The organism is Kitasatospora sp. CB02891 (genome assembly GCF_002803145.1).
Taxonomy (GTDB): Bacteria; Actinomycetota; Actinomycetes; order Streptomycetales; family Streptomycetaceae; genus Kitasatospora; species Kitasatospora griseola.
In genome coordinates this window covers 184,460-209,149 of the sequence record NZ_NNBO01000004.1, presented here as the reverse complement: position 1 = coordinate 209,149, position 24,690 = coordinate 184,460, and the positions used below count along the sequence as shown (strand labels likewise).

The window sequence follows — 24,690 nt, the reverse complement described above, 5'->3', positions numbered from 1 at the left end:
GGAACATCAGCCACCGGGACCGGCGCCGGTACGCCGGTCCCGGGCCGGGCCGCTACCGCCCGGACGTGGCGGGTGCGGGCGACGACGACGGGACGCCGCCGGTCGCCGCCCGCATCGACGACGACGACGGCACCGCGGACACCGTCGGCGCGGGAGCGTCGCAGCCCGGCGAGGCCGAAGCCGACGGGCTCCCGGAGGGCCGCGGCGCGGACGGAGACGCGCTCGCCGATCCGGACGCCGACGCACTCGGACGCGCGCTCGGGCTCGCCGACGCAGATGGGGACGGGGACGGGGACGGGCATCCCGAGGGCGTCCCGCTCGGCGACGGCGACGGGGACGGCGACGCGCTTGCCGTGGGCGACGGCGAGGGCGCGGCCGTCGGCGTCCGGTCGGGACTCGGGCTCGGCGTCGGCGTCGGGCTCGGCGTCGGTGCGGCCGTCGAAGCCGGTGCGGACGGCCGCGGAGCGACGGTCGGCGCCGGCGTGACCCGGTCGGGGCGGTCGGCCGTCGTCGTGGTGCCGGTCTGGAAGTGCACCATCCACGCCCGGACCGTCCGCAGGTACTCGGTGGAGTTGTTGTAGCCGAGGACCGCCCGGTCGAGCTGCGCCGGCACGGCCAGGTCCCGGCCGCCCGCGCAGAGGTACCGGCCGGCGGCGAGGGCCGCGTCCCAGATGTTGTTCGGGTCCGCCTTGCCGTCGCCGTTGCCGTCCGCGCCCCAGGTCGCCCAGGTGGACGGGATGAACTGCATCGGGCCGACCGCCCGGTCCCAGACGGCACTCCCGTCGTACCGGCCGCCGTCGGTGTCGGCGATCGCCGCGAAGCCGTTCCCGTCCAGGACCGGGCCGAGGATCGGGCGGTAGGTCGTCCCGGTGGCGTCCACTCGGCCGCCGTCGGCCTGCCCGGACTCCACCTCGCCGATCGCGGCGAGCAGCTGCCACGGCAGGTGGCAGCCCGGGGACGAGGCGGCCAGGGACGCCTCCGCCTTGCGGTAGGCGTCGAAGACGGTGGACGGCAGTCTCGCGTTGCCGAGTCCCTGGAGCGCGAGGGTCCCCGCGTCGGAGCCCGACAGCCCGACCACCGGCAGCGGCGGCTGCGGGAGCGTCCGGTCGCCGCCGCCGTCCAGCGGCACCTGACCGGCCGGCAGCTCGGCCACCACCGGGCCGTCGCCGGTGAAGGCGTCGAGCGAGCCGACGGTCGGCGCCTGCGCCGCCGAGGGCTTCGCCGGCGCCGTGGGTGCGGTGGGAGCCGTCACCGCCGCCAGGGCAGCCAGCACCCCCAGCCCGCGCAGCAGCGCGCGCTTACGTATTCGCCGTCCCATCCGGGTACCTTTCGACGATCTCGCGGTCAGCAAGTCGGACGATTCGACGGTCGATCAGGTTCCGGGGACCGGCGGCCCGTTGATCGACCCGACGCTCGGGCCGTACCGGTCAGCGCCCGGCGGCGAGCGGCTCGCCGTTCTCGAACCGCAGGATCTGCTCGCGCAGGGTGCGCCTGGCCCGCGGCAGGAACGCGCTGCTGGGGCCGCCGACGTGCGGGGTGATCAGCACGCCGGGGGCGTGCCAGAGCGGGTGGTCGGCGGGCAGCGGCTCCGGGTCCGTGACGTCGAGCGCGGCCCGCAGCCGCTGCGCGGTGAGCTCGGCGAGGAGCGCCGCGGTGTCGACGACGGGCCCGCGGGCGACGTTGACGAGCAGCGCGCCGTCCTTCATCCGGGACAGGAACCCGGCGTCCACCAGGTGACGGCTCTCGGGGGTCAGCGGCGTCAGCAGCACGACGACGTCCGCGGACGGCAGCAGTTCCGGCAACTCCGCCACGCCGTGCACCCGTTCCTCGGAGCGGGCACTGCGGGCGACCCGGACGATCTCGCACTCGAAGGGCTCCAGCCGCGCGGCGAGCGCCCGGCCGATCGAGCCGTACCCGAGGATCAGCACGGTCCGGTCGGCGAGCGACTGGTGGAACTCCTGGCTCCAGCGCCCCTGGTCCTGGAGGCGGGTGAAGTGCGGAACGCCCCGCAGCGAGGCGAGGATCAGCGTCACCGCCAGTTCGGCGGTGCTGGCGTCGTGCAGCCCGCGCGCGCTGCACGCGAGGACGCCGTCCGGCACGTGCGGCAGGACGTCGTCCATCCCGGCCGTGAGCGTCTGAACCACCTTCAGCGACGGCAGGTGCGGGATCACCGGCAGCGCGACGGCGTGCCGCAGGTACGGCAGGCAGAAGAACTCCACCTCGCGGAGCGCGTCGTCCGACGGCGCCGGCCCGTCCCCGTCCCACACGAGGGCGTCGAGGCCGGCGGGCAGGCCGCCGATCACGTCGGGGGCGTACGGAAGAAGGTAGCGAGCGCTCATGCTCCGACCCTAGCCACCTCGGCCGACGTTCCACCGGGCAGGTCGGACATCGGGCCCGCGAGGAGCGACTTCCGCACCCGCCGTCAGGTCCGGTCGCCCGGGTCGGGCACCGTGACGACCGGGCAGCTCGCGTCGTGCAGCAGCCCGCGGGGGACGGAGCCGAGCCGCATGCCGGTGAACCCGCCGCTGCCGCGCCTGCCGATGACGACGGCCAGGGCGCGCCGGGACGCGTCGGCGAGTTCCCGGACGGGGTGGCCGCTGACGACCTCGCAGGTGACGGCCACGTCCGGGTGGTCGGCCCGCGGTCCGGCCGTCGTCTCGGCCAGCGTCCGGCGCAGCTCGTCGAGGGTGGCTTCCTCGTCGAGGCGCGCCAGCCGCGGCCGCTGCCACACCCACAGGGCCCGCACCGTCGCGCCGTGGTCCTGCGCCAGCTCCAGGGCGGCCGCGAAGGCGACGGCGGAGCAGGGGCTGCCGTCCACTCCCACCACGAGGCGGGGCGGGTCGTCGAGCTCGCCGTCCTTGCGGGGGACCACGACCACCGGGCAGGCGGCCTGCGCGCTCACCGGCACGGTGACCGAGTAGCCGCTGAGCAGTTCCTCGATCCGGCTGAGCGACCGCGAGCCGAGCACCACGAACGCGGCCTCCCGGGAGGCCCTCACCAGCAGCGGGCCCGGCATCCCCTCCTGGATCTCGGCGGACACCTCCAGCTTCGGATGCCGGCTGCGGGCGGACCGACCGGCGAGGTGGAGTTGGCGCCGGCCGACCCGCACCTGGTCCTGCTGGAACGCCACCCCGAGGGTGCGCATGCTCCGGGGGGACGGCTGGACGACATGGATCATGCGCAGCGGGAGGCCGCGGCGGTGCGCCTCGTCCGCCGCCCACTTCAGCGCCTCGTCGTTCTCCCCGAGCGCGTCGACGCCGAAGACGACCGAACGGCCTGGACCGGTGGCTGCCATCACTCCTCCAACGAGCCTTCGGGCCCGGCCCGCCGACCCGAGTGCCGGACGCCGCCCTTTTCCCCTCGCACGGTAGGCAGCACCGGGGAGGCGGCGCGCGCCGGAGCACGTCCGACTGGCGGGTCGCCCCGGGAGGTCGGCCCCCGGGTCAGAGGCCGTGGATCGGCGCGCCCAGGCGGTAGTCGGTGCGGGAGAACGCGGCGGAGACGGCGAAGCGGTCCGCGCGGACGAGGGTCTGGCGCCACTCGATCATGCGGCCGCCGGTGTCGTGGCCGAGGCGGTCGATCGCGAACAGGGCGGTGGTCGGGGGGCAGTCGAGCAGGATGCGCTCGCCCCGGCCGGGGACGACGGCGCGGATGCGTTCCCAGCCGCCGCAGATCCGGCTGCCGCAGTGGCGTTCGAGTTCGTCGTAGAGCGCGGTGCGGGTGAAGTCGACGGCGAGGAGCGGGTGGGCCACGTCCGCGGGGAGCCAGGTCCGGTCGACGGCGAGGGGTTCCTCGTCGGCCAGGCGGATGCGCTCCAGGTAGATCAGCGGCGTGGACTCCTCCAGCCCCAGTCGGGCGGCGACCACGCCGTCGGCGCGCCGGTCGAGCGCGCGCACCACGCTGCGCTGCACGGCGCCGACCTCCTCCACGGAGCGGAACAGGCTGTACGCCTCGCCGACGTCCTGCTCCAGCGGGCGGTTGGCGGTGAACCGGGAGGCCTTGCCGCGCTGGGCGCTGACGAGGCCCTCCTCGCGGAGCTGCCGCAGGGCCTCGCGGACGGTGTGCCGGCTGACCTGGTACTCGGCGACCAGGTCGTGTTCGCCGGGGAAGACGTCGCGGAACTCGCCCTCGTCGAGTCGACGCAGCAGGTCGGCGCGCAGTTGCGCCCAGAGCGGGTTCCCCGGGGTGCGGACGAGGGGCCGGGGGCCGGGGGCGGTGGTCACGGCGCCGTCCTGGGGTCGAGGGTGGGGTGGGTGGTACGGGGCACGGAGTAAATGTTCGTACCTTTACCGTGGCAGCGCCAAATCGACGCCCGCCGGGTCGGCGGGCGTCGATCGGGCGGCGCGGCGACCGCTGCCCGGGCGGGCCGTCCGGGCAGCGGTCGGGCGGGGGCGGTCAGACGAGGACGCCGATCAGCATGGCGGCGGCCACCGCGAGCAGCACGACCGCGAAGGTCCGCTGCAGGGCGGTGCCGGACAGTTTGGCCGCCAGCCGCTTGCCGTCCCAGGCGCCGAGGACGGCGGCTCCGACGAACGGTCCGAAGACCGCCGGGTCGAGGTTCGGGCCGGAGACCGTCAGGCGGGTGGCGAGGGAGACGGCCGAGTTGACCAGGATGACCACCAGGCTGGTGCCCACCGCCTTGCGCATCGGCAGCCGGAGCACGGACACCAGGGCGGGCACCGCGAGGAAGCCGCCGCCGACTCCCAGCAGCCCGGTCACCGCCCCGAGTCCGGCCCCGGCCGCGAACGTCCCCGCGCGCCCGCCCCGGCCGGCGGGCTCCGCGGTCGGCGCGCACCGCGCGGTGCGGGCGCTGCGCAGCATCGCCGCGGCGGCCAGCGCGGCCAGGACGGCGAACGCGGCGGTCAGCACCGGCTGCGGGATGCGGTGGGCGAACGCGGACGCCCCGACGGCGGGGAGCACCCCGGCCGCGGCGAACAGGAAGCCGGTCCGCCAGTCGACGGAGCCGGCGCCGCTGTGGCGGGCGAGCGCGGTGACCGAGGTGGCGATGACGATGACCAGGCTGGTGGTCCCGGCCTCGGCGGGCGCGACGCCCAGCAGGTACACCAGGGCCGGGACGGCCAGCACTCCCCCGCCGCCGCCCAGCGCGCCGAGCGCCACGCCGACCACGGCTCCGCAGAGCAGAGCGGTGATCAGCACGCTCACGCCGTGACGCCGTCCGCGTCCTGGCCCGCGGCGGAGGCGGTCCGGCCGGCGGGGTGGGCGACCTCGCCGTGCCAGGCGGCGAAGCCGCCGCGCAGGTCGACGGTGTCGAAGCCGCGGGCGCGCAGCACGGACGCGGCCACCGAGGAGCGGTTGCCGCTCGCGCAGATCACGGTCAGCGGCCGACCGGTCGGCAGTTCGCCCAGGCGGGCCAGCAGTTCGGGCAGCGGGATCAGGCGGGCGCCGGGAACGGTGCCGCTGTCCTGCACCTCGCCCGGGCCGCGCACGTCCAGCACCTCGAACTCGGCGGTACCGCCGGCGAGTTGCTCGGCGAGGGCGTCGGCCTCCACCCGTATCGCGCGGGTCAGGTGCGCGGCGCCGACGGTGTCCACCGGGGTGGCCAGGGCTCCCAGCACCCGGTCGAAGCCGATCCGGGCCAGGCGGGTGCGGGCCTCGACGGCGGTGTCCCGGTCGCCGCACAGGACGATGGCGTCCTGCGCGTCGAGCACCTGGCCGGCGAGTTCGGCGAACCGGCCGCCGAGCGGGATGTTGACCGCGCCGTGCAGGTGCGCGGCGGCGAACGCCTCCGGGTCCCGGGTGTCCAGCACGATTGCGCCGCCCGCCCGCGCCTGCAGCACCGCCTCGGGGGTGAGCGACGGGACGAGGGTGTCCTCGTCCAGGACGGGACGGGCCTGCCGGTTGCGCACCGAGGTGAACGCGAAGTAGGCGGGCACGGCGGGCTGACCGGCTGTCACCACGGCGACGAACTCGTCCTCGGTCAGGTCGGCCAGCGCGTAGTTGCCGACGCGCTGGTTGCCGATCGTGCAGCTCAGCTCGGTCGACAGGTTCTTGCCGCAGGCCGAGCCGGCCCCGTGCGCCGGGTAGACCCGCGTCCCGTCGGGGAGGGCGAGCAGCGCGCGGGTGGAGCGGTACAGCAGCCGGCCCATCTCCTCGGCCGAGCGGCCGCGCGAGCTGAGCAGGTCGGGGCGGCCGACGTCGCCGATGAACAGCGTGTCGCCGGTGAGCACGCCGTACGGGACGGCGTCGCCCGCGTGCTCGCGCACCACCACGCAGATCGACTCCGGGGTGTGGCCCGGCGTGTGCAGGATCTCCAGCTCGACCTCGCCGAGGTCGAGGCGCTCGCCGTCGGCCAGCGGGTCGGTGTCGAAGTCGAGCGCGGCGACGGAGCCGTAGGAGATCCGGGCGCCGGTGCGCTCGGCCAGCTCCAGGTGGCCGGAGAGGAAGTCCGCGTGGATGTGGGTCTCGATGACCCGCTCGATCGTCAGACCGTGGCGCTCGGCGGTTTCGAGGTAGTCGTTGACGTCGCGCTGGGGGTCGACCACGACGGCCCGGCCGGTGGTGCGGTCGCCGACCAGGTAGGAGGCGTGGGAGAGGCAGTCGAGGTAGAACTGCACGAGGACCAGGGGTCCGGCGTTCTCGGGCATGTCGAGCTCCTGAGGGTGGGCAGGGAGAGCTGGGCCGCGGCGCACGGGGACGGCGCCGCGGCACTGGTGGACTCGGGGGGTTCGGCGTCCGGGTCGAGGTCGGACGGCTCAGGCGAGGCCGCGGAGCATCAGGTTCCAGTAGAGGAACGGCAGTCCGTGGCGCTTGAGGTACCACATGTCGGCGCGCTCGCGGACGGTGTCGATCACCGGGATCGACGGGGTGGGCCGCCCGCTGTAGTCGAACTCGGCGAGCAGCATCCGGTTGCGGGCGGTGGTCAGCGGGCAGGACGAGTAGCCCTGGTAACCGGCCGTGGGTTCCCGGCCGTCGAGCACGGCGAGCAGGTTCTCCACCACCACGGGCGCCTGCTTGCGCACCGCGGCGCCGGTCTTGGAGTTCGGGGACGATCCGGCGTCGCCGAGGGCCCAGACGTTCGGGTACCGGACGTGCCGCATGGTGTGCTTGTCGATCTCGACGTAGCCGGCCGGGTCGTCGGCGCCGGCGAGCGGACTGCGCTTGATCCAGTCCGGGGCGCTCTGCGGCGGCACCAGGTGGGCCATGTCGTACGGCAGCGTCGTGGTGCCGCTGCCGTCCACCGCGGTGACGACCAACTCGCGGGCGTCGGGCCGCACTTCGGTGACCTCGCTGCCGTAGTGGACCTTGATGCCGTAGCGGCGCACCACGCCGTCCAGCACCCGGGCGAACTCCGGCACGCCGAAGATGGCGGCGCCGGGGATCACCAGGTGGACGTCGATCTTGTCGAGGACGCCCTGCTCGCGCCAGTAGTCGGCGGCCAGGTAGGCGATCTTCTGCGGCGCGCCGCCGCACTTGATGGCGCCCGTCGGCATGCTGAACACCGCGCTGCCGGAACGGGTTTCGCGGATGAAGCGCCAGGTCGCGGGGGCGTGCTGGAACGAGTAGTTGCTGGACAGGCCGTTCTTGCCGAGCCCGGCCTCCAGGCCCGGTATGCGGTCCCAGTCCAGCTGGATGCCGGGGCAGACCACCAGCTGGTCGTACGAGACGGTGCCGCCGCCGTCCAGCGCCACCTCCTGCGCCTCGGGGTCGACGGCGAGCGCCGCGCGGCGGATCCATCGGACGCCCTTCGGCATGACGGACGCCTGCGAGCGGACACTCTGCGCCAGCGGCGCCCGCCCACCGCCGACCAGCGTCCACAGCGGCTGGTAGTAGTGCCGCTCGCTCGGATCGAGCACCGCGACGTCCCGTTCGCCCGCCCGGCGGAGCCGGGCCGCGACCGTGATCCCGGCGGTTCCGCCGCCGATGATCACGATCCGGTGATGCTGCGTGGCCATGAAGACCCCCCTCATCCGAATGTACGGACATTAAGTTAGGACCGCACCGCCCAAGCACGCAAGCCACCTGCGTCGATTCGACCCGACTTGTCCGTACATTTAAGTGTTGGGACCATCGAACCCTCCGACACCCGCACGCGCAAGCCCCCTACGACCACCGGCGATCGGCAGCACCGGGCGCAGCGGCGCAGAGGCGCTGGTCACAGACGTGGAGCCGTCCCGACGGCGCCCGCCGTCGCGGATCATCGGCGCGGCGCGACGCGGGACCGCGGCGCTCACCGCACGGCGTCCGATCGGCGCCGCCGCGCGTTCGGCATCGACAACCGGACGTGAAGAGAGACTTGCCGTGGGGTGGACACCGGCGGTCGGGAAATCACCTCGCGGCGCGATCGGCGATGCCACTCGACCGACGAGGGAGTCCGCACGGGCGTCGGCCGGGGCGCGCTTGTCGCGCACGCGGGAGCGGATCGCGCGGGGCGGCCGAGTCGCGTTTCGGCAGCGACCGTTCGCAGTCGATCTGCAGCGAAAACAGTCCGGTGCGCGGGGGCGCCGTTTCCGGCCCCGCGAGGGGGGATTGCGCGGGGCTTTCCAGGGTTCCCGGCAGGCGGACGGCGTGATACTCGCCGGTATCAACGCCCTTGCCCGGCAGCAGGGTTGCCCCGCCCGCCGCAGGCACGACCGACCGGTTTTCGGACGGGCGGTTCCGCCCGGGGTTTTTCGCCCACGCCGGCGCTGCTTCGCGGCGGCACGGCGGCTCGGCCGGCAGCGGCCCGGGGAAAGCAGGACGTCGGCCCGGACCACGGGGGTGAGGTCCGGGCCGACGTCGGTCGGGATGCGAGGAGTTCGGCTACTTGGGCTCGGCCGTCATCGACTCGCCGTTGATGGTGATCTTGAGTTCGGGCAGCGGATCCTTGGCCGGTCCGTGCGTCACCGAACCGTCCTTGATGTCGAACTTGGCACCGTGGCACGGGCATTGGATCGTCCCGCTCTTCACCTTGGTCACCAGGCAGCCGTGGTGCGTGCAGACGGCGGTGAAGGCGCGGTACTCACCCTGCGTGGGCTGGGTGACGACGACCTTCTGGTCGGCGTAGATCTTGCCGCCGCCGACCGGCACGTCACTGGGCTTGCCGAGCGAGACCGGCGCCGTGGGCACGGCGCCGGGGGTGTAGTGCGTGGTGGGCGCGCAGGACGTGGCGGTGACACCGACGATCGCGGTGACGCCCGTCGCGGTGGCGCCCTGCAGCACAGTGCGGCGGGAGGGAGACTTCGATTCCGAGGCGTTGTCAGTCACATGACCATGTTGGGAAAGGCGACTTGAGCGGCACTGGAGCCCCCGGCGACGCCGGCGACGCCTCGTCGGACGAGCCCGACGGCGGTGGCCTGCAACGCCGGACGCACCCGGCGGGGCCGGCCGGCCCGCGGGCCCGCACGCGGGGCGCGCCCACCAGGAGTCCCGCGGGCACTTCGAGCGCAGGACCGGCTCGGGGCCGCGCCGAAGAACCGGCGCACTGCCAGGACGAAATACGCCGCCACGCGCGCAGGCAGGAGGCGGTCCGGCTTCTCGCCACCCCCGGTTTCGGTGATCGGTCGACCGGCCGGACCCGGCCGAAACACCCGGGCCGGCGCCCCGATCACACTCCGGTCCGACCGCCGCTCACCGGCCGCCGACGCGCCCCGCCGGACCGCAACCAACCTGGTCATGCAGAGACTTGCAGATACTTGCAGACCCCCGTGACGGGATGATTCCATTGCGGGCAAAGGCTACGTGGCATATCCGTACGGGGGTTCACATGGAGCGTTCAAGTCGGCGTACAAGAGAATTCGGCGGAGAAATAAGAATTCTCCTCCTTGCCGAAGACTCACTGATTCGTGTCGGAATTACTGCACTTCTCCAAATGGCCGACGACCTGTCGCTCGTCGCCGAAACGCAGGACGAGGAAATAGCGCACACCCTCGCCCTGGAACTGGCGCCGGACATCACGGTGCTCAGCGCCTCCGCGGAGACGCCGTTCCGGGGCGCGGTGGTCGAGCGGCTCTCCGCGGTCAGTCGGCTGGTCTACGTCGGCGCCTGCCAGCCCGACGTCGCCCACCAGGTGATCACCTGCGGGGCTGCCGCGGTCTTCGACCCACGCGGGCGGCCCCAGGCGCTGCCGGACATCATCCGGGTGGCCGCCGCGAACGACACGCTGATCATGCCGACCTGCGGTCCGCTGAAGATGACCCGGATCCCGACGGCGACGAGGGCTTCCGAGGAACGCGACCTGCCGCTGGCGCCGGACGCGCTGACCAACCGGGAGGCCGAGGTGCTGCTCCTGCTGGCGCAGGGCTACGCCAACCAGGAGATCGCCAACAAGCTCTCGGTCTCCTCGGCCACCATCCGCTCACACGTCCACCACCTGCTGACCAAGCTCAGCGTCCGCAGCCGGGCCCACGCGGTGGCGCTCGCCTACGAGTCCGGACTGATCAGAGCGGTCGAACAGGGACTGCGGCAGACTGCCTGACGGATCGACGGGTCCGCACCGGGCAGCCCGCCGGGTCGGCGGGGCCCGCAGTGGGCGGCCCGCCGACCCGGTGCCCCACTAGACCTCGCCGGCGTCGAGGGCCCCGGCGACGGCGCCGAGGATCTCGACCACCGAGGCGTGCAGGAAGAAGTGGTCCCCGGGCAGCATCTCCAGCCGGGCCCTGGCACTGGTCTGGGCCCGCCAGCCGTGCAGCGCCTGGGGTCGCACGGACGGATCCGCGGTACCCCCGAAGACGGTCATCGGCACCGCCAGCGGGGGCTCCGGACGGTAGTGGTAGGTCTCCAGCACCGAGAAGTCGGCCCGCAGGGTGGGCAGCATCAGCTCCATCAGCTCCCGGTTGTCCAGCAGCTCCGGCGGGGTGCCGCCGAGGAAGCGCAGCTCCTGCTTGACCTCCTCGTCGGTGGCCGCGTGGAGCACCGGACGGGTGCGCGGCGCGTCCGGCGCCGAGGCCCCGGAGACGAACAGGTGCTCGGGCTCGGCCGCACCGCGCCGCCGCAGCTCCCGGCAGAGCTCGAACGCCAGCAGCGCGCCCATGCTGTGGCCGAAGAACGCGAACGGCTGGTCCAGCACCGGCTCCAGCTCGGTCGCCAGCAGGGCGACCAGCGGCCGCAGCCGGGAGACCGGACTCTCCGCCAGCCGGCGCCCGTGGCCCGGCAGCTCCACCGGGCAGACCTCGACCCGATCGTCGGCCAGCGCGCCCCATCCCCGGTAGAGCGAGGCGGCTCCGCCCGCGTACGGCAGGCAGAGCAGCCGGACCCGGCCGGGCGGCAGCCGCCGCGGGGCGTCGGCGAGGGCCGCGGATCGGGCAGGGGCGGGGGCGGGGTACATCAATCACCTCCGGTCCGTCCCGGCGGGCGGACCCGCCGGGACGAATGGTAAAAGAATAGTAAACGAATCATCGATCGTGGATCAGTCCTGGCGAATTACCTCGACCAGCTCGGCCAGCCGCCGGTCCGGATCGACCGTCAATTCACTGAGCAGAACATGCCATTGGCGCATCATGGCCGCCATCGTCCGCGGGTCGACCACGTCCAGGCCGTACAGCCACATGCCGCGCAGCGACCCGTCGTCGAAGCGGCGGAGGATCAGCGCCAGGTCGACGGCCGACGCCTCCATGTCGATGATGACCTCCGGGAACACATAGTCGTCACCGATCCGGAGGTCCAGTGGAGCGGCGGTCAAACCGGTCAACTCCAGTGCCGGGACAGTGGCGTTGAGCAGGTTGAACGAGATCGCGAAGGGGTCGCGGCCACGCTCCCGGATGCCCTCCTGGTGCCAGAGCGGCACCCCCTGGTTGGCGTAGGCGTCGAGGGTCTCCTCCCGGACCCGGCCGACAAGTTGGCGGAAAGTCAGCGATTTGGCCAGATCTGTTCGGACCAGCAGGTGGCTGACGAAGAATCCGATCATGTTCTCGGTCTCCGGCTGCTCCCGGCCGGCCACGGGGAAGGAGACGGTGATGTCCTCCCGACCGGCGTAGCCGGACAGCAGCAGCTGGAAGGCCGCCATCACCACCATGAAGAGGGTCGCGCCCTCCTCGCGGGCCAGTTCGGCCAGCGCCGTGCCCTCCGCGGCCGGCACCGCGAACCCGCGGGTGGCGCCGGTGGCCGGTTCCAACCGCTGGTGCTCCGGGGCCCGGAAGACCGGTGACGGGGGCAGCGCGGCCAGCCGCCGCTCCCAGTGCCCGGACCGCTCGCGCAGCGCCCCGGCCGCCCGGCGGCGCTGCTGCCAGTCGGCGAAGTCCGGGTACTGGACCGGCAGTTCGGGCAGCGCGGGCGGCTCGGCGCCGTCCAGCCGGGCCGCGTACTGCGCGCGCAGCTCCTGGAACAGCACGCCGTACGACCAGTTGTCGGTGACCAGGTGGTGCATCACCAGGGCCAGCACGTGCTCGTCGGGGCGCAGCGCGATCAACGCGCCGCGCACCAGCGGCTCGTCGGCCACCCGGAACGAGCCGAGCTCCTGCTCGGTGAGCAGCCGCCGCAGCTCCTTCTCGCGGGTCTCGTCGTCCAGGTCGGTCAGGTCGACGACGTCCAGCGGCCAGCTGCCGACCTCGTCCACCAGCTGGCACGGCACGCCGTCGACGCTGCCGATCCGGGTGCGCAGCGCCTCGTGGCGCTGGGCGATGGCGTCCAGGCTGTCGCGCAGCGCCGCCGCGTCCAGCGCGCCGCGCAGCACCAGGGCGGTGAGCACGTTGTGGAAGTGGTGCTCGACCGGCACCGGGTGGTAGCTGACCAGGTCCTCCTGGGAGAAGGAGAGCGGGATGCCCGCGGTGCGGTCGGCGAGCGGGATCCGCTCCCGCTCCGCGTCGTCCCGGTGGTCGTCGAGCCAGCCCGCCTGGCCGGCCACCGTGGGCCGGTCGAAGAGCATCCGGATCGGCACCGGAACCCCGTGCTCGGCGCCGAGCCGGGCGGCCAGCTGGGTGGCCAGCAGGGAGTGCCCGCCGAGGTCGAAGAAGTCGTCGTGCACCCCCACCTCGGACACGCCCAGCACCGCCGACCAGGCGGCGGCGACCGTGCGCTCCAGAGCGGTGCGGGGGGCGATCCGCTCGGCCCAGGCCGCCGCGCCGGCCTCGGGGGCGGGCAGGGCCGCCCGGTCCACCTTGCCGTTGGGGGTCAGCGGCAGCTCGGTCAGCAGCACGCAGGCGGCCGGGACCAGGTGGCCGGGCAGCTGTCCGGCCAGGTGGCCGCGCAGGGCCGCCGGGTCCGGGGCGGTGCCGGCGACGGGCACCACGTACCCGACCAGCTGCTGCACGCCGGGCCGGTCCTCGCGGACCACCACCACGGCCTGTGCGATCTCCGGGTGGGCCAGCAGCGCCGAGGCGATCTCGCCGGGCTCGATCCGGAAGCCGCGCAGCTTCACCTGGTCGTCGATCCGGCCGAGGAAGTCCAGCTGCCCGTCGGGCAGCCGGCGCACCAGGTCGCCGGTGCGGTACAGCCGCTCCCCGTCGGGGCCGTCGACGAAGCGCTCGGCGGTCAGCTCCGGGCGGCCCAGGTAGCCGAGGGCCACGCCGCTGCCGCCCACCAGGAGCTCGCCCGGCACGCCGACCGGCACCGGCCGGCGGCGCTCGTCCAGCACGTGGGCGCGGGCGTTGACGATCGGACGGCCGATCGGGGGCCTGGCCGCGCCGCCGGTGAGCGGGTCGCTCATGGTGGCGCAGACGGTGGTCTCGGTCGGGCCGTAGGCGTTGATCATCCGGCGGCCGGCCGACCAGGCGGCGACCGTCTCCGGCGGGCAGGCCTCGCCGGCCGTGACCAGCGTGGTGACGGTCGGCAGGCTCGCCGGGTCGAGCACGGCCAGCACGCTCGGCGGCAGCGTGACATGGCTGACCCGGTGGTCGGCGCAGGTGCGCACCAGCGGGTCGCCGGGCAGCATCCGGTCGGCGGGCGCCACCACCAGCGCGGCCCCGGAGAGCAGCGTGACCAGCATCTCCGCCACCGCGGCGTCGAAGCTCGGCGAGGCGAACTGCAGCATCCGGCTGTCCGGGGCGACCGCGAACCGCTCGCGCTGCCCGGCGACCAGGCTGCCGATGCCGGTGTGCGGCACCAGCACGCCCTTGGGACGCCCGGTGGAACCGGAGGTGTAGATCACGTACGCCGGGTGCTGCGCGGTCGGCCGCTCGGCGCCCGGGGCGCCCGGGTCCGCCGCGGCCAGCTGCGCCACGGTCGCCGGCGCGTCCAGCAGCAGGCACGGAACCGGGCCGTCGGGCAGGTCGTCGGCGTCCGCGCCGAGGGTCACCAGCAGCGCCGGGGCGGCGTCCCGCAGCATGTAGTCGATCCGCTCGACCGGGTAGCCCGGGTCGACGGGAAGGTAGGCCGCGCCGGTCTTGGCGACCGCCAGCAGCGCGGTCACCAGCCGGGTGGAGCGGCGCAGCGACACCGCCACGATCCGGCCGGGGCCGGCGCCGCGGGCGAGCAGCAGCCGGGCCAGTCGGTCGGCCTCGGCGTCCAGCTCCCGGTAGGTCAGCTCGCCGGGCTGTTCCGGGTCGGCGGAGACGACGGCGACGGCGTCGGGGGTGCGGGCCGCCTGGGCCTCGAACAGCTCCGCCAGGGTGCCCTGCGGCACCGGGCGGGCGGTGTCGTTCCAGCCGGGCAGGGCGCGGCGCTCCGCGTCGGTGAGCACCTCCACGTCGTCCACCGGGGCGTCCGGGTCGGCGAGGACGGCCCGCAGCACCAGGCCCAGCCGCTCGGCGAGCGCCTCGACCGTGCTCCGGTCGAAGATGTCGGTGTTGAACTCCACCACACCGTCCACGCCGGCGGGGGAACCGTCGGCGGCCGGGCGGCGCTCGGTGAGCGCGAAGTGGAGGTCCACCCGGGTGGAGTCGGTGTCCACGGTGAGGCGCTGCACCGCCACGCCCGGCATCGTGGCGTCCGCGTCGGGGGTGTTCTGCCAGGCCAGCGCGGTCTGGTAGAGCGGGTGGTGGGCCAGCGAGCGGGACGGCTTGAGCAGGTCCACCAGGTACTCGAACGGGATGTCCTGGTGGGCCAGGGCGTCCAGGCTGCGCTCGCGCACCTGGGCCAGCAGCTCGCGGAAGCTCGGGCGGCCGCCCAGATCGGTGCGGAGCACCAGGGTGTTGACGAAGAAGCCGATCAGCTCGGCGGCCGCCTCGTCGAGGCGCCCGGCCACCGCGATGCCGAGCGGGATGTCGGTGCCGGCGCCCATCCGGTGCAGCAGCGTGGCCAGCGCCGCGTGCACCACCATGAAGGCGCTGGACCCGTTCTCCCGTGCCACCCGGGCGACTTCGGCGTGCAGGTCGGCGTCCCAGGAGAACTCCAGCGTGCTGCCGCGGCGGGACGTGCGGGTCGGGTGGGGGCGGTCGGTGGGCAGGGCGATCCGCTCCGGCAGACCGTCCAGGGCCCGGCTCCAGTAGGCGCACTGCTGGGCCAGCAGGCTCTCCGGGTCCTCGGCGTCGCCCAGCAGCCGGCGCTGCCACAGCGCGAAGTCGGCGTACTGGACGGGCAGCGGGCTCCACTGCGGGGCGGCGCCGTCGCAGCGGGCCGTGTAGGCGTTCGCGAGGTCGCGGCCGAGCAGGGCCAGCGACCAGCCGTCGGCGGCGATGTGATGGATCGTCAGCACCAGCACCCGGTCGCGCTCGCCGAGGACCAGCAGCTCCGCGCGGAGCGGCCGTTCGGTGGTGAGCTCGAAGGCGTGCCGTGCGGCCCGGGACATCGCCCCGGGCAGCGCCTGCTCGGTCAGCTCGGTGATGTGCAGCTCGGGCGCCGCCTCGGCGGCGGGCAGCACCAGCTGGCGGGGCACGCCGTCGGTGTCGGGGAAGACGGTGCGCAGCGCCTCGTGCCGGGCCACCAGGTCGCCCAGCGCCGCGTGCAGCGCCTGCGGGTGCAGTTCGCCGCGCAGGCGCAGCACCACCGGGATGTTGTAGGTGGGCGACGGGCCCTCCAGGCGGTGCAGGAACCAGAGCCGCTGCTGGGCGAAGGAGAGCGGCAGCACCTCGGGGCGGTCGGCGGGCAGCAGCGCCGGGCGGACCGGGCCCGCGGCGGCGCGCAGCTGCTCGGCCAGCTTGGCCGGGGTGGGCGCCTGGAAGAGCGCGCGGACCGGCAGTTCGACCTCGAAGGCGGAGCGGATCTGCGACATCAGCCGGGTGGCCAGCAGCGAGTGGCCGCCGAGCTCGAAGAAGCTGTCGTCGATGCCGACCTCGGTGGCCTCCTCGTCGCGGTCCAGCACCCGGGCGAAGAGCCGGCACAGCAGCTCCTCGTCCGGGTTGCGCGGGGCGGCGTACGGGGCCCGCAGCTCGCCGCGGCCGCCCTCGGGGGCGGGCAGCGCCCGGCGGTCGATCTTGCCGTTCGGGGTCAGCGGCAGGGCGTCCAGGACGAGGAAGGCGGACGGCAGCATGTAGTCCGGCAGGGTGCCGGCCAGCGCCGCACGCAGCTCGCGGGCCAGGGTCGGCCCGTCCGGGGCCGGGTCCGCGTCCTCCAGCACCAGGTAGGCGACCAGGCGCTGGTCGCCGGGGGTGTCCTCGCGGACCAGCGCCACGGCCTGGGCGACGACCGGCTGCTCGGCCAGCACCGACTCGATCTCGCCGAGCTCGATCCGGTAGCCGCGCAGCTTGACCTGGTGGTCGAGCCGGCCGAGGAAGTCGATCCGGCCGTCGGGGCGGCGGCGCACCAGGTCGCCGGTGCGGTACAGGCGCTCGCCCTCGGCGCTGTCGGCGAACTTCTCGGCGGTCAGCTCCGGGCGGCCCAGGTAGCCGCGGGCCAGGCCGTCGCCGCCGATGCACAGCTCGCCGGGCACGCCCACCGGGACCGGGCCGCCGGCCGCGTCCAGCACCTGGAGCGTGGTGTTGGCGATCGGCTCGCCGATCGAGATCGGGCCGCCGTCGACGTGGGAGACCGAGGACCAGATGGTGGTCTCGGTGGGGCCGTACATGTTCCACACGGTGGCGCCGGTGGCCAGCAGCCGGGCGGCCAGCTCGGCGGGCAGCGCCTCGCCGCCGACCAGGGCGGTCAGGCCGGGCCCGGCGGTCCATCCGGCGTCCAGCAGCATCCGCCAGGTCGCCGGGGTCGCCTGCATCACGGTGGCGCCGCAGTCGGCCAGTTCGGCGGCCAGCCGGCCGCCGTCGGCCGCGCTCCCGCGGCGGGCCAGCACCACCCGGGCGCCGGTGACCAGCGGCAGCAGCAGCTCCAGCATGGCGATGTCGAAGGCGGCAGTGGTCACCGCGAGCAGCACGTCGTCGGCGGCCAGGCCCGGGCGCTCGCCCATCGAGTGGAGGAAGTTGCCGAGCGCCCGGTGCGGGATCTGCACGCCCTTGGGGCGGCCGGTGGAGCCGGAGGTGTAGATGACGTAGGCCAGGTCGTCCGGGTCGGTCCCGACGCCGGGGTCGTGCGCGGCCCCGGTGGTGAGCTCGGCGGTGAGCTCGTCCAGGCAGAGCACCTCGACGCCGGTCTCCGGGCCGCGGCCGCCGAACAGCTCGTCGTGGACGCTCCGCTGGGTGAGCAGCACCCGCAGGCCGGAGTCCTCCAGGGTGTAGGCGATCCGGTCGGCGGGGAAGCCCGGGTCCAGCGGCACGTAGGCGCCGCCCGCCTTGAGCACCGCGAGCATCGCCACCAGCAGCTCCGGCGAGCGCTCCAGGCAGATCCCGACCAGCACGTCGCGGCCCACCCCGAGGCCGATCAGGCGGTGCGCCAGCCGGTTGGCCCGCTCGTTCAGTTCGCGGTAGCTCAGCGGGGCGCCGTCGGACTCCAGGCGGAGCGCCTCGCGGTCCGGGGTGCGGGCGGCCAGGTCCTCGAACCGCCGGTGCGCGGCGAGCGGCAGCGGCCAGTCGCGCGCGGTGTCGTTCCAGCGCTCGCGCAGCTGCCGGCTCTCGTCGTCGGACAGCATCGGCAGCCGGCCGACCGGGCGGTCCGGCTCCGCCAGCAGCGTCCCGACCAGCCGCTCCAGGTGGCGGGCGAAGCCGTCCACGGTCTGCGGCTCGAACAGGTCGCGGTTGTACTCCAGGCTGCCGCCCAGCCCGTCGGGCCGCTCGAAGACCTCCAGCACCAGGTCGAAGCGGGAGGTGGCGCTCTCCACCTCCATCGTCTCCATCCGCAGGCCGACGCCGTCGAACCGGGGCAGCTCGATGTTCTGGTAGATGAAGGAGACCTGGAAGACGGGCGAGCGGGAGAGGTCGCGCTCCGGCTGGAGCTCCTCCACCAGCCGTTCGAACGGCAGCTCCTGGTGGGCGAAGGCGCCGAGCGCCGTCTCCCGCACCCGGGCGACCAGTTCGCGGAAGGTCGGCGCCCCGGAGAGGTCGGTGCGCAGCGCCAGCATGTTGACGAACAGGCCGATCAGCGGCTCGACCTCGCGCCGGCCGCGGTTGGCGACCGGCACGCCGACGACGATGTCGTCCTCCCGGCTGTACCGGTGCAGCAGCACCAGGTAGGCCGCGAGCATGGTCATGAACGGGGTGGCGCCCTCGCCGCGGCTGAACTCCCGCATGGCGTCGGCGGTTTCGGCCGACAACCGGAACGGGCGGGAGCCGCCCCGGCTGCCCAGCACCGCCGGGCGCGGGCGGTCGGTGGGCAGTTCGAGCATCGGCGGCGCGCCGTGCAGGGTGGTGCGCCAGTACTCCAGCTGCGGGCCGAGGGCGTCCCCGGCCAGCCGGTCGCGCTGCCAGAGCGCGTAGTCCGGGTACTGGATCTTCAGCGGCGGCAGTCCGGCGTCCTCGCCGGTGCTGAACTCGCGGTAGAACGCCACCAGTTCGCGGAACGCCACCGAGGTGGACCAGAGGTCGCCGGCGATGTGGTGCATGGTCAGGAGCAGCACGTGCTCCTCGGCGGCCAGGCGCAGCAGGGTGATCCGCAGCAGCGGGCCGTGCCGCAGGTCGAACGGGCGGGCGAACTCGGCGCGGGCCAGCTCCTTGATGCCCTCCTCACCGTCCGGCCCGTGCAGGTGCTCGCAGGCGACGACGGTGAACTCCGGCTCGCCGGACTCCGCGACCACCTGCACCGGCTCGCCGTCCACCTCCTCGAAGACGGTGCGCAGCGCCTCGTGCCGCTGCACCAGCGCCGCGCAACTGCGCCGCCAGGCCTCGGTGTCGAGGGCGCCGTGGACGCGCAGCGCGCCCGGGATGTTGTACGCCGCGCTGCCCGGGGCGAGCTGCTCCATGAACCAGAGGCGCTTCTGGGCGAAGGACGCCGGGACCCGCTTGGGGCCGGCCTTGCGGCGCAGCTTGCGGGCGAGCAGCGCGCGCTTCTGCTCCGCCGTGAGCCGGCTCAGGTCGACGTTGTCGGTCATGCCAGGTTCTCCAGGTCATCGGTCTCGGCGGCGAGCATCTCGGCGAGCATCGCTTCCACTTGTTCGTCGGACAGTTCGTCCAGGTCGGCCGACTCGTCGCCGGAGCGGGCCGTGATGGCGTCCTCGGGGTCCTCCTCGGACCCGCCGGCGGCCAGCAGGGCGACGGTGTGCGCCACGGTGGGGTCCTCGAAGAAGCCGCGCAGGTCGAGCGGGACGCCCAGCCGGCTGCGGATCTTGGTGCCGATCTGCACGGCGGCCAGCGAGTGCCCGCCGAGGGCGAAGAAGTCGTCGGCGGTGCCCACCTGTTCGACGCCCAGCACCTCCTGCCAGATCTCCGCGACGGCGCGTTCCTCGTCGGTCGCCGGCTCCTGGTAGGGGGTCGGCAGGTCGGGGCGCGGGTGGCGGCCGAGCGCCGGGGCGGCCTGGTCGTCCGCGCCGGCCAGCAGGGCCGGGGTGATGCTCCGGGCCACGGCCCGCATCTGCGACAACTCGCGGTGGGAGAGCACCAGTTGGGCCGGGGCTTCGGGGTTGGCCAGCACCCGGGCGAGCGCCTCCTGCCCCTCCTGCTCGGTGATGCCCTCGGCCAGCAGCCGCAGCGCCTCGGGGAGTTGCGGCGCGGCCGGGGCGGGGGCGGTGCCGGCGGCCACGGCCTCGGCGACCTGGTCGCGCATGCCGTCCAGGTCGTTGATCCGCTTCAGGGTGAAGTCGGTGATCCGGACCAGCACCCGGCCGTCCTCGGCCAGCATGTCGATGTCGCAGGTCAGGCTCTCGCCGCCGTCGGGCGAGCCCTTGAGCGCGACGTCGCAGGTGATCTCGGCGGTGAGCGGGGCCAGCGCCTTCAGCGAGCGGTAGGTGAACGGCAGGTAGTAGCCCTTGTCCGGCATCTGGATCCGGGCCGACACGCCGGCCACGTCCAGCAGCGCCGGGTGCAGCAGGTAGGCGTCCAGGTCGCCGGCGTGCTCCTCGGGCAGCCGGAGCGAGACCAGCAGCCGCTCGGGGGTGACCCGGGCGCCGCGCAGGCAGTGCCAGCGCGGGCCGAGGGTGAACTCGATGCCGTTGCCCTGCACCAGCAGGTCGAGCTTGAAGCGCCGCTTCAGCTCGTCCTCGTCGTCGACCGGCGCCACCTCGGCGAACTCGGCGCGCAGCGCGGCCAGGTCGCGCACCGGCGGCGCCTCGTCGAGGGCGACGGCGGTGCCCATGGCGTGGATCGGCCCGGTGGCGGGGTGGTTGCTGCGCACGGTGAACCGCAGCTCCTCGCCGTCCGCGGCGAGCGCCGTCCACAGCGAGCGGGACTGGCCGTCCGGCACGATCACCGGCTGGGCGAAGAGCACGTCGCGCAGCTCCACGCCGGCCGCCCCGGTCAGGTCGGCGACGGCCGCCCGGACCAGCTCCAGGTAGGCGGTGCCCGGCACCAGGCCGTGGCCCATGATCCGGTGGTCGGCGATGATCCAGCTGTCGGCGGTGCTGATCGAGCCGGTGTAGCCGCGGCTGTTCCCGTCTCCGCCGGGCAGCCGGCGCAGCAGCGGGTGCGCGGTCGGGGTGCCGGGGGCGGCGGCCGAATCGTCGAGTCCGGCCGCCATGCCGACGCCGCGCCAGGTGTCCCAGGCCACCGCCGTCACCGGGGCGCCGGAGCGGCGCCGCCACTGCGCGTAGGCGTCCAGGAAGGCGTTGGCCGCCGCATAGTCGCTCTGGCCGGGGCCGCCGAGCAGGCCGGTCAGCGAGGAGCAGAGCAGCAGGAAGTCCAGGTCGTCGTCCGCGCACACCCGGTCGAGCACCAGGGTGCCGAGGGTCTTGGCGGCCAGGACGGCGGCGGCGTCCTCGGGGGTCTTGCCCATCAGCAGGCCGCGGGACGGCAGGCCGGCCGCGTGCACCACGCCGTGCACCGCCCCGGCGCGGGCCCGCAGCAGGGCCACCGCCTCGGCGGTCCGCGCGGCGTCGGTGACGTCCGCGCGCAGCGGCAGCACCTCGGCGCCCAGCTCGGTCAGCCGGTGCAGCGCCGGGTCGTCGGCGGCCAGCGGCGACCGGCCGAGCAGGCCGAGCACCGGTCGCCGCACGGTCCGGGCGATCTGCTCGGCGATCGCCAGGCCGACGCCGCCGAACCCGCCGGTGATCAGGTAGCCGCCGCCGTCGCGCAGACCGCCGGGGCCGGCTTCGGGGGCGGGCAGCTCGACGGCGTCGAAGGTGCGGCTCCACCAGTGCCGGCCGCGCAGCGCCAGCTGCGGCTCCCGGCGGGCGGCGGCGTCCAGCAGGCCGGCCGCGACCGCGGCGGGTTCGCCCGCGCCGACGTCCAGCAGCCGGCACTCGACCCCGGCGACCTCCTGCGGGATGACGGTGCACGGGCCGAGCAGCAGGGCGCCCTCCGGGTGCAGCGGCTCGTCGCCGGTGACCTCGAAGACGCCGCTCGCCAGCACGTCGAGCAGCACCGGACGGGCGGGGGCCGCGTCCAGCAGGCCCTGGGCCAGGGTGGCCAGGGTGTCGAAGCCGGTCCGCTGTGCGGCGGCCAGCCGGTCGGCGTCGAGTCCGTCCCCGGCGGCGGGGTCGGTGAGCGCGCCCAGGTGGACCAGCCGGATCGAGGCGGCCTCGCCGGTGGTGTCCAGCGAGCGGATCAAGGTGGCGCAGGCGTCCCGGTCCAGGCCGTCGGCCCGGCCGATCCGCCGCACCGTGGCGCCCCGGGCCTCCAGCTGCCGGGCCAGTTCGGCGCCGAGCGGCTGCTCGGTGCCGAGCACCGCCCAGACCGCGTCGCGGGCGTCGCCGGCGCGGGGGCCGGCGGGCAGGCGGCGCCAGCCGGGGGTGGTGAACCAGTCGTCGAGCGGCAGGGCCGCGCTCCGCGGCTTCGGCGCGGTGCGCGGGCCCGCCTCGATCCAGTACCGCCGGCGCTGGAAGGCGTAGCCGGGCAGCGCGGTCAGCGCGCCGCCGCCGCACACTGCCGCGCGGTCCACCGGGGCGCCCGCGCTCCACAGCGCGCCCAGGCCGGCCAGCAGGTGGGTGCGGTCGTCGGTGCTGTCCTTGGGGTGCGGCAGCGAGTCGACCGCGGTCCGCTCCGGGCTCCAGGAGTCGTGCTGCTGGGCGAAGTTGGTGAGCGAGCGGCCCGGGCCGACCTCCAGCAGGAGCAGCTCCGGGTCGTCGAGCAGCAGGCCCAGCACGTCGCGGAACCGGACCGCGCCGCGCAGGTGCTCACCCCAGTAGGCGGGGCTGGTGGCCTGCTCGTCGGTGATCCACTGTCCGGTGAGGCCGGAGCAGAACGGGATCCGCGGCGCCCGCAGTTCGACGCCGCGCACCACGTCGGTGAACGGCTGCACGGCGGCATCCATGCTCGCCGAGTGGAAGGCGTGCGAGGTGTGCAGCCGGCGGCAGGCGGTGCCGTCGGCCACCAGCCGCTTGCGCAGCCGCTCCACCGCCTCGGCCGGACCGGCCGCCACGCACAGCGTGGTGGAGTTGACGGCGGCCAGGTCGAGCTCGGGCGACTCGTCCAGCAGCGGCGCGAGTTCGGCTTCGGGCAGGAAGACGGCGAGCATCTCGCCGGCCGGCATCGACTGCACCAGCCGGCCGCGGGCGGCGACCAGCCGGACCGCGTCGGGCAGCGAGAACACGCCGGCCAGGCAGGCCGCGACGTACTCGCCGATGCTGTGGCCGGCCATCGCCCGCGGGTGCACGCCCTGGGCCATCCAGAACTTGGCGAGCGCGTACTCGACGAGGAACAGCACCGGCTGGGTGATCTCGGTGCGGGCCAGCGCGGCGGCGGCCTGCTGCGGGTCGGCGTCGGGGCCGGGGAACAGCAGGGTGCGCGGGTCGGCGCCCAGCTCGGCGGTGAACAGCTCGGCGCAGGCGTCGAGTTCGGCCGCGAAGGCGGGCTCCTCGCGGTACAGGCCGTGGGCCATCGCGACGTACTGGGCGCCCTGGCCGGGGAACAGGAAGGCGACCGGGGCGTCCTCGGCGGCGGCCGTGCCGGTGAGCCGGCGCAGCGCGGCGACGGCCGCCGAACGGCCTTCCGGGCCGGCCGGGGCGGCCACGGCCGCCCGGTGCTCGAAGCCGCGCCGGCGGGCCAGCGTGTGGGCCGCGTCGCGAAGCGGCAGCTCCGGGTCGGCGTCCAGCCGTTCGGCGAGCCGCTCGGCGTTGGCGGCGAGCGCCTCGGGGGTGCGGCCGGAGAGCGTCAGCAGCTCGGCGCGCCCGGCCGTCGCGGGAGCGGCGGCGCGCGGCTCGGCCGCCTCCTGGAGCACCACGTGCACGTTGGTGCCGCCGATGCCGAAGGCGCTCACCCCGGCCCGGCGCGGGTGCTCGGCGCCCGGCCAGTCCCGCAGCTCGGTGGGGACGTAGAACGGGCTGGTCTCCAGCTTCAGGCCCGGGTTGGGCTCGCTGAAGTTGACGATCGGCGGGATCGCCCGGTGACGCAGCGCCAGCACCGCCTTGATGAACGCGGTGACGCCGGCGGCGGCGTCCAGGTGGCCGACGTTGCCCTTCACCGCGCCGAGCGCGCAGTAGCCGGTCTCGTCGGTGGCCTCGGGGTGCAGCTGGTACGCCTGGGTCAGCGCGGCGACCTCGATCGGGTCGCCGAGCGCGGTGCCGGTGCCGTGCGCCTCGACGTAGCCGATGGTGCGCGGCGCGACCCCGGCGACGGCCAGTGCCTCGGCGATCACCTCGGCCTGCCCGTCGACGCTGGGCGCGGTGTAACCGGCCTTCAGCGCACCGTCGTTGTTGATCGCGCTGCCCAGCACCACGGCCTGGACGGCGTCCCGTGCGTCACGGGCGTCGGCCAGCCGGCGCAGCACCACCACACCGGCGCCGTTGCCCGCCACCGTGCCGCCGGCCGCCGCGTCGAACGGCCGGCAGTGGCCGTCGGCGGAGAGGATGCCGCCCTGCTCGTACAGGTGGCCGCCGGCCGGCGGGCTGCTCACCGAGACGCCGCCGGCCAGCGCGATGTCGCACTCCCCCGACAGCAGGCTCTGGCAGGCCAGGTGAACGGCCGTCAGCGAGGTCGAGCAGGCGGTCTGCACGGTGATGCCGGGGCCGCGCAGGCCCAGCTTGTAGGAGACCCGGGTGGCCAGGAAGTCCTTGTCGGAGGCGAGCAGGGTGCGGTAGATGCCGCTCTCCTCCAGCGCCTCCGGGTCGCCCGGCAGGTTGCGCAGCAGGTAGGAGTTGAGGCTGGCGCCGGCGAAGACGCCGATCCGGCCCTCGAAGGTGCGCGGGTCGCAGCCGGCCGCCTCCAGCGCCTCGAAGGCGCACTCCAGGAAGACCCGCTGCTGCGGGTCGAGCAGCTCCGCCTCGCGGGGGCTGAAGCCGAAGAAGCCGGCGTCGAAGCGGTCGGCGTCGGCCAGCACCCCCTTGGCCTTGACGTAGTCGGGGTGCCGCAGCAGCTCCGGGTCGACGCCGGAGGCCAGCAGCTCCTCGTCGGTGAGCGCGGAGACGGTCTCCCGGCCCGCGGCGAGCTGCTGCCACAGCGACTCGACGTCGGGGGCGCCGGGGAACCGTCCGGCCATGCCGATGACGGCGACGTGCTCGTCCTGCTCGTCGTGCGTGAAGTCGGTCTCGTACAC

12 protein-coding genes are annotated in these 24,690 nt (G+C 74.8%); 1 reads left to right on the top strand and 11 read right to left on the bottom strand.

Going from position 1 to position 24,690, the window contains the following annotated elements; genetic code table 11:
* Positions 1-52: 52 nt before the first annotated feature.
* From CG736_RS11950 to CG736_RS11915, 8 genes are all read right to left on the bottom strand, one after another.
* Positions 53-1,318: a lytic transglycosylase domain-containing protein gene (locus CG736_RS11950; protein WP_157815534.1), complete on the bottom strand. Its 1,266-nt coding sequence runs from the start codon at positions 1,316-1,318 to the stop codon at positions 53-55.
* 109 nt (positions 1,319-1,427) lie between these two features.
* Positions 1,428-2,339, bottom strand: a complete 912-nt coding sequence (locus CG736_RS11945; RefSeq protein ID WP_100586157.1) for a 2-hydroxyacid dehydrogenase — start codon at positions 2,337-2,339, stop codon at positions 1,428-1,430.
* A gap of 83 nt (positions 2,340-2,422) precedes the next feature.
* Positions 2,423-3,295 (bottom strand): universal stress protein, encoded by an 873-nt coding sequence (locus tag CG736_RS11940; protein ID WP_100586156.1) that lies wholly within the window; start codon positions 3,293-3,295, stop codon positions 2,423-2,425.
* A 148-nt stretch (positions 3,296-3,443) separates the two neighbouring features.
* Positions 3,444-4,223, bottom strand: coding sequence for a GntR family transcriptional regulator (locus tag CG736_RS11935; protein ID WP_198520456.1), 780 nt, complete (start codon positions 4,221-4,223; stop codon positions 3,444-3,446).
* A gap of 172 nt (positions 4,224-4,395) precedes the next feature.
* A complete protein-coding gene (locus CG736_RS11930) occupies positions 4,396-5,163 on the bottom strand; it encodes a sulfite exporter TauE/SafE family protein (protein WP_100586155.1) in 768 nt (255 codons plus the stop codon).
* Positions 5,160-6,605 (bottom strand): rhodanese-like domain-containing protein, encoded by a 1,446-nt coding sequence (locus CG736_RS11925; protein ID WP_100586154.1) that lies wholly within the window; start codon positions 6,603-6,605, stop codon positions 5,160-5,162. The genes CG736_RS11930 and CG736_RS11925 overlap by 4 nt, the downstream gene beginning before the upstream one ends.
* Before the next feature lie 108 nt (positions 6,606-6,713).
* Positions 6,714-7,913, bottom strand: a complete 1,200-nt coding sequence (locus CG736_RS11920) for an FAD/NAD(P)-binding oxidoreductase (protein ID WP_100586153.1) — start codon at positions 7,911-7,913, stop codon at positions 6,714-6,716.
* A gap of 847 nt (positions 7,914-8,760) precedes the next feature.
* A complete protein-coding gene (locus CG736_RS11915) occupies positions 8,761-9,204 on the bottom strand; it encodes a Rieske (2Fe-2S) protein (protein WP_043910501.1) in 444 nt (147 codons plus the stop codon).
* Between the two features lie 604 nt (positions 9,205-9,808).
* Here CG736_RS11915 and CG736_RS11910 point away from each other — a divergent pair.
* The gene (locus CG736_RS11910) at positions 9,809-10,414 is read left to right on the top strand and encodes a response regulator transcription factor (RefSeq protein WP_157815533.1); all 606 of its coding nucleotides are present in this window, start codon (positions 9,809-9,811) and stop codon (positions 10,412-10,414) included.
* 78 nt (positions 10,415-10,492) lie between these two features.
* Here CG736_RS11910 and CG736_RS11905 read toward each other — a convergent pair whose 3' ends face one another.
* From CG736_RS11905 to CG736_RS11895, 3 genes are all read right to left on the bottom strand, one after another.
* Positions 10,493-11,263 carry a thioesterase II family protein gene (locus CG736_RS11905; RefSeq protein WP_100586151.1) on the bottom strand — a complete coding sequence of 257 codons (771 nt, stop codon included), beginning with the start codon at positions 11,261-11,263 and terminating at the stop codon, positions 10,493-10,495.
* Positions 11,264-11,344: 81 nt separating this feature from the next.
* The gene (locus CG736_RS11900; RefSeq protein WP_100586150.1) at positions 11,345-19,159 is read right to left on the bottom strand and encodes a non-ribosomal peptide synthetase; all 7,815 of its coding nucleotides are present in this window, start codon (positions 19,157-19,159) and stop codon (positions 11,345-11,347) included.
* The gene (locus CG736_RS11895) at positions 19,156-24,690 is read right to left on the bottom strand and encodes a type I polyketide synthase (RefSeq protein WP_232733946.1); all 5,535 of its coding nucleotides are present in this window, start codon (positions 24,688-24,690) and stop codon (positions 19,156-19,158) included. The genes CG736_RS11900 and CG736_RS11895 overlap by 4 nt, the downstream gene beginning before the upstream one ends.

Excerpts from the sequence above, each read along its gene's own strand:
- CG736_RS11950 (WP_157815534.1), bottom strand. The coding sequence starts at position 1,318 with ATGGGACGGCGAATACGTAAGCGCGCGCTGCTGCGCGGGCTGGGGGTG.
- CG736_RS11945 (WP_100586157.1), bottom strand. The coding sequence starts at position 2,339 with ATGAGCGCTCGCTACCTTCTTCCGTACGCCCCCGACGTGATCGGCGGC.
- CG736_RS11940 (WP_100586156.1), bottom strand. The coding sequence starts at position 3,295 with ATGGCAGCCACCGGTCCAGGCCGTTCGGTCGTCTTCGGCGTCGACGCG.
- CG736_RS11925 (WP_100586154.1), bottom strand. The coding sequence starts at position 6,605 with ATGCCCGAGAACGCCGGACCCCTGGTCCTCGTGCAGTTCTACCTCGAC.
- CG736_RS11920 (WP_100586153.1), bottom strand. The coding sequence starts at position 7,913 with ATGGCCACGCAGCATCACCGGATCGTGATCATCGGCGGCGGAACCGCC.
- CG736_RS11910 (WP_157815533.1), top strand. The coding sequence starts at position 9,809 with ATGGCCGACGACCTGTCGCTCGTCGCCGAAACGCAGGACGAGGAAATA.
- CG736_RS11905 (WP_100586151.1), bottom strand. The coding sequence starts at position 11,263 with ATGTACCCCGCCCCCGCCCCTGCCCGATCCGCGGCCCTCGCCGACGCC.
- CG736_RS11900 (WP_100586150.1), bottom strand. The coding sequence starts at position 19,159 with ATGACCGACAACGTCGACCTGAGCCGGCTCACGGCGGAGCAGAAGCGC.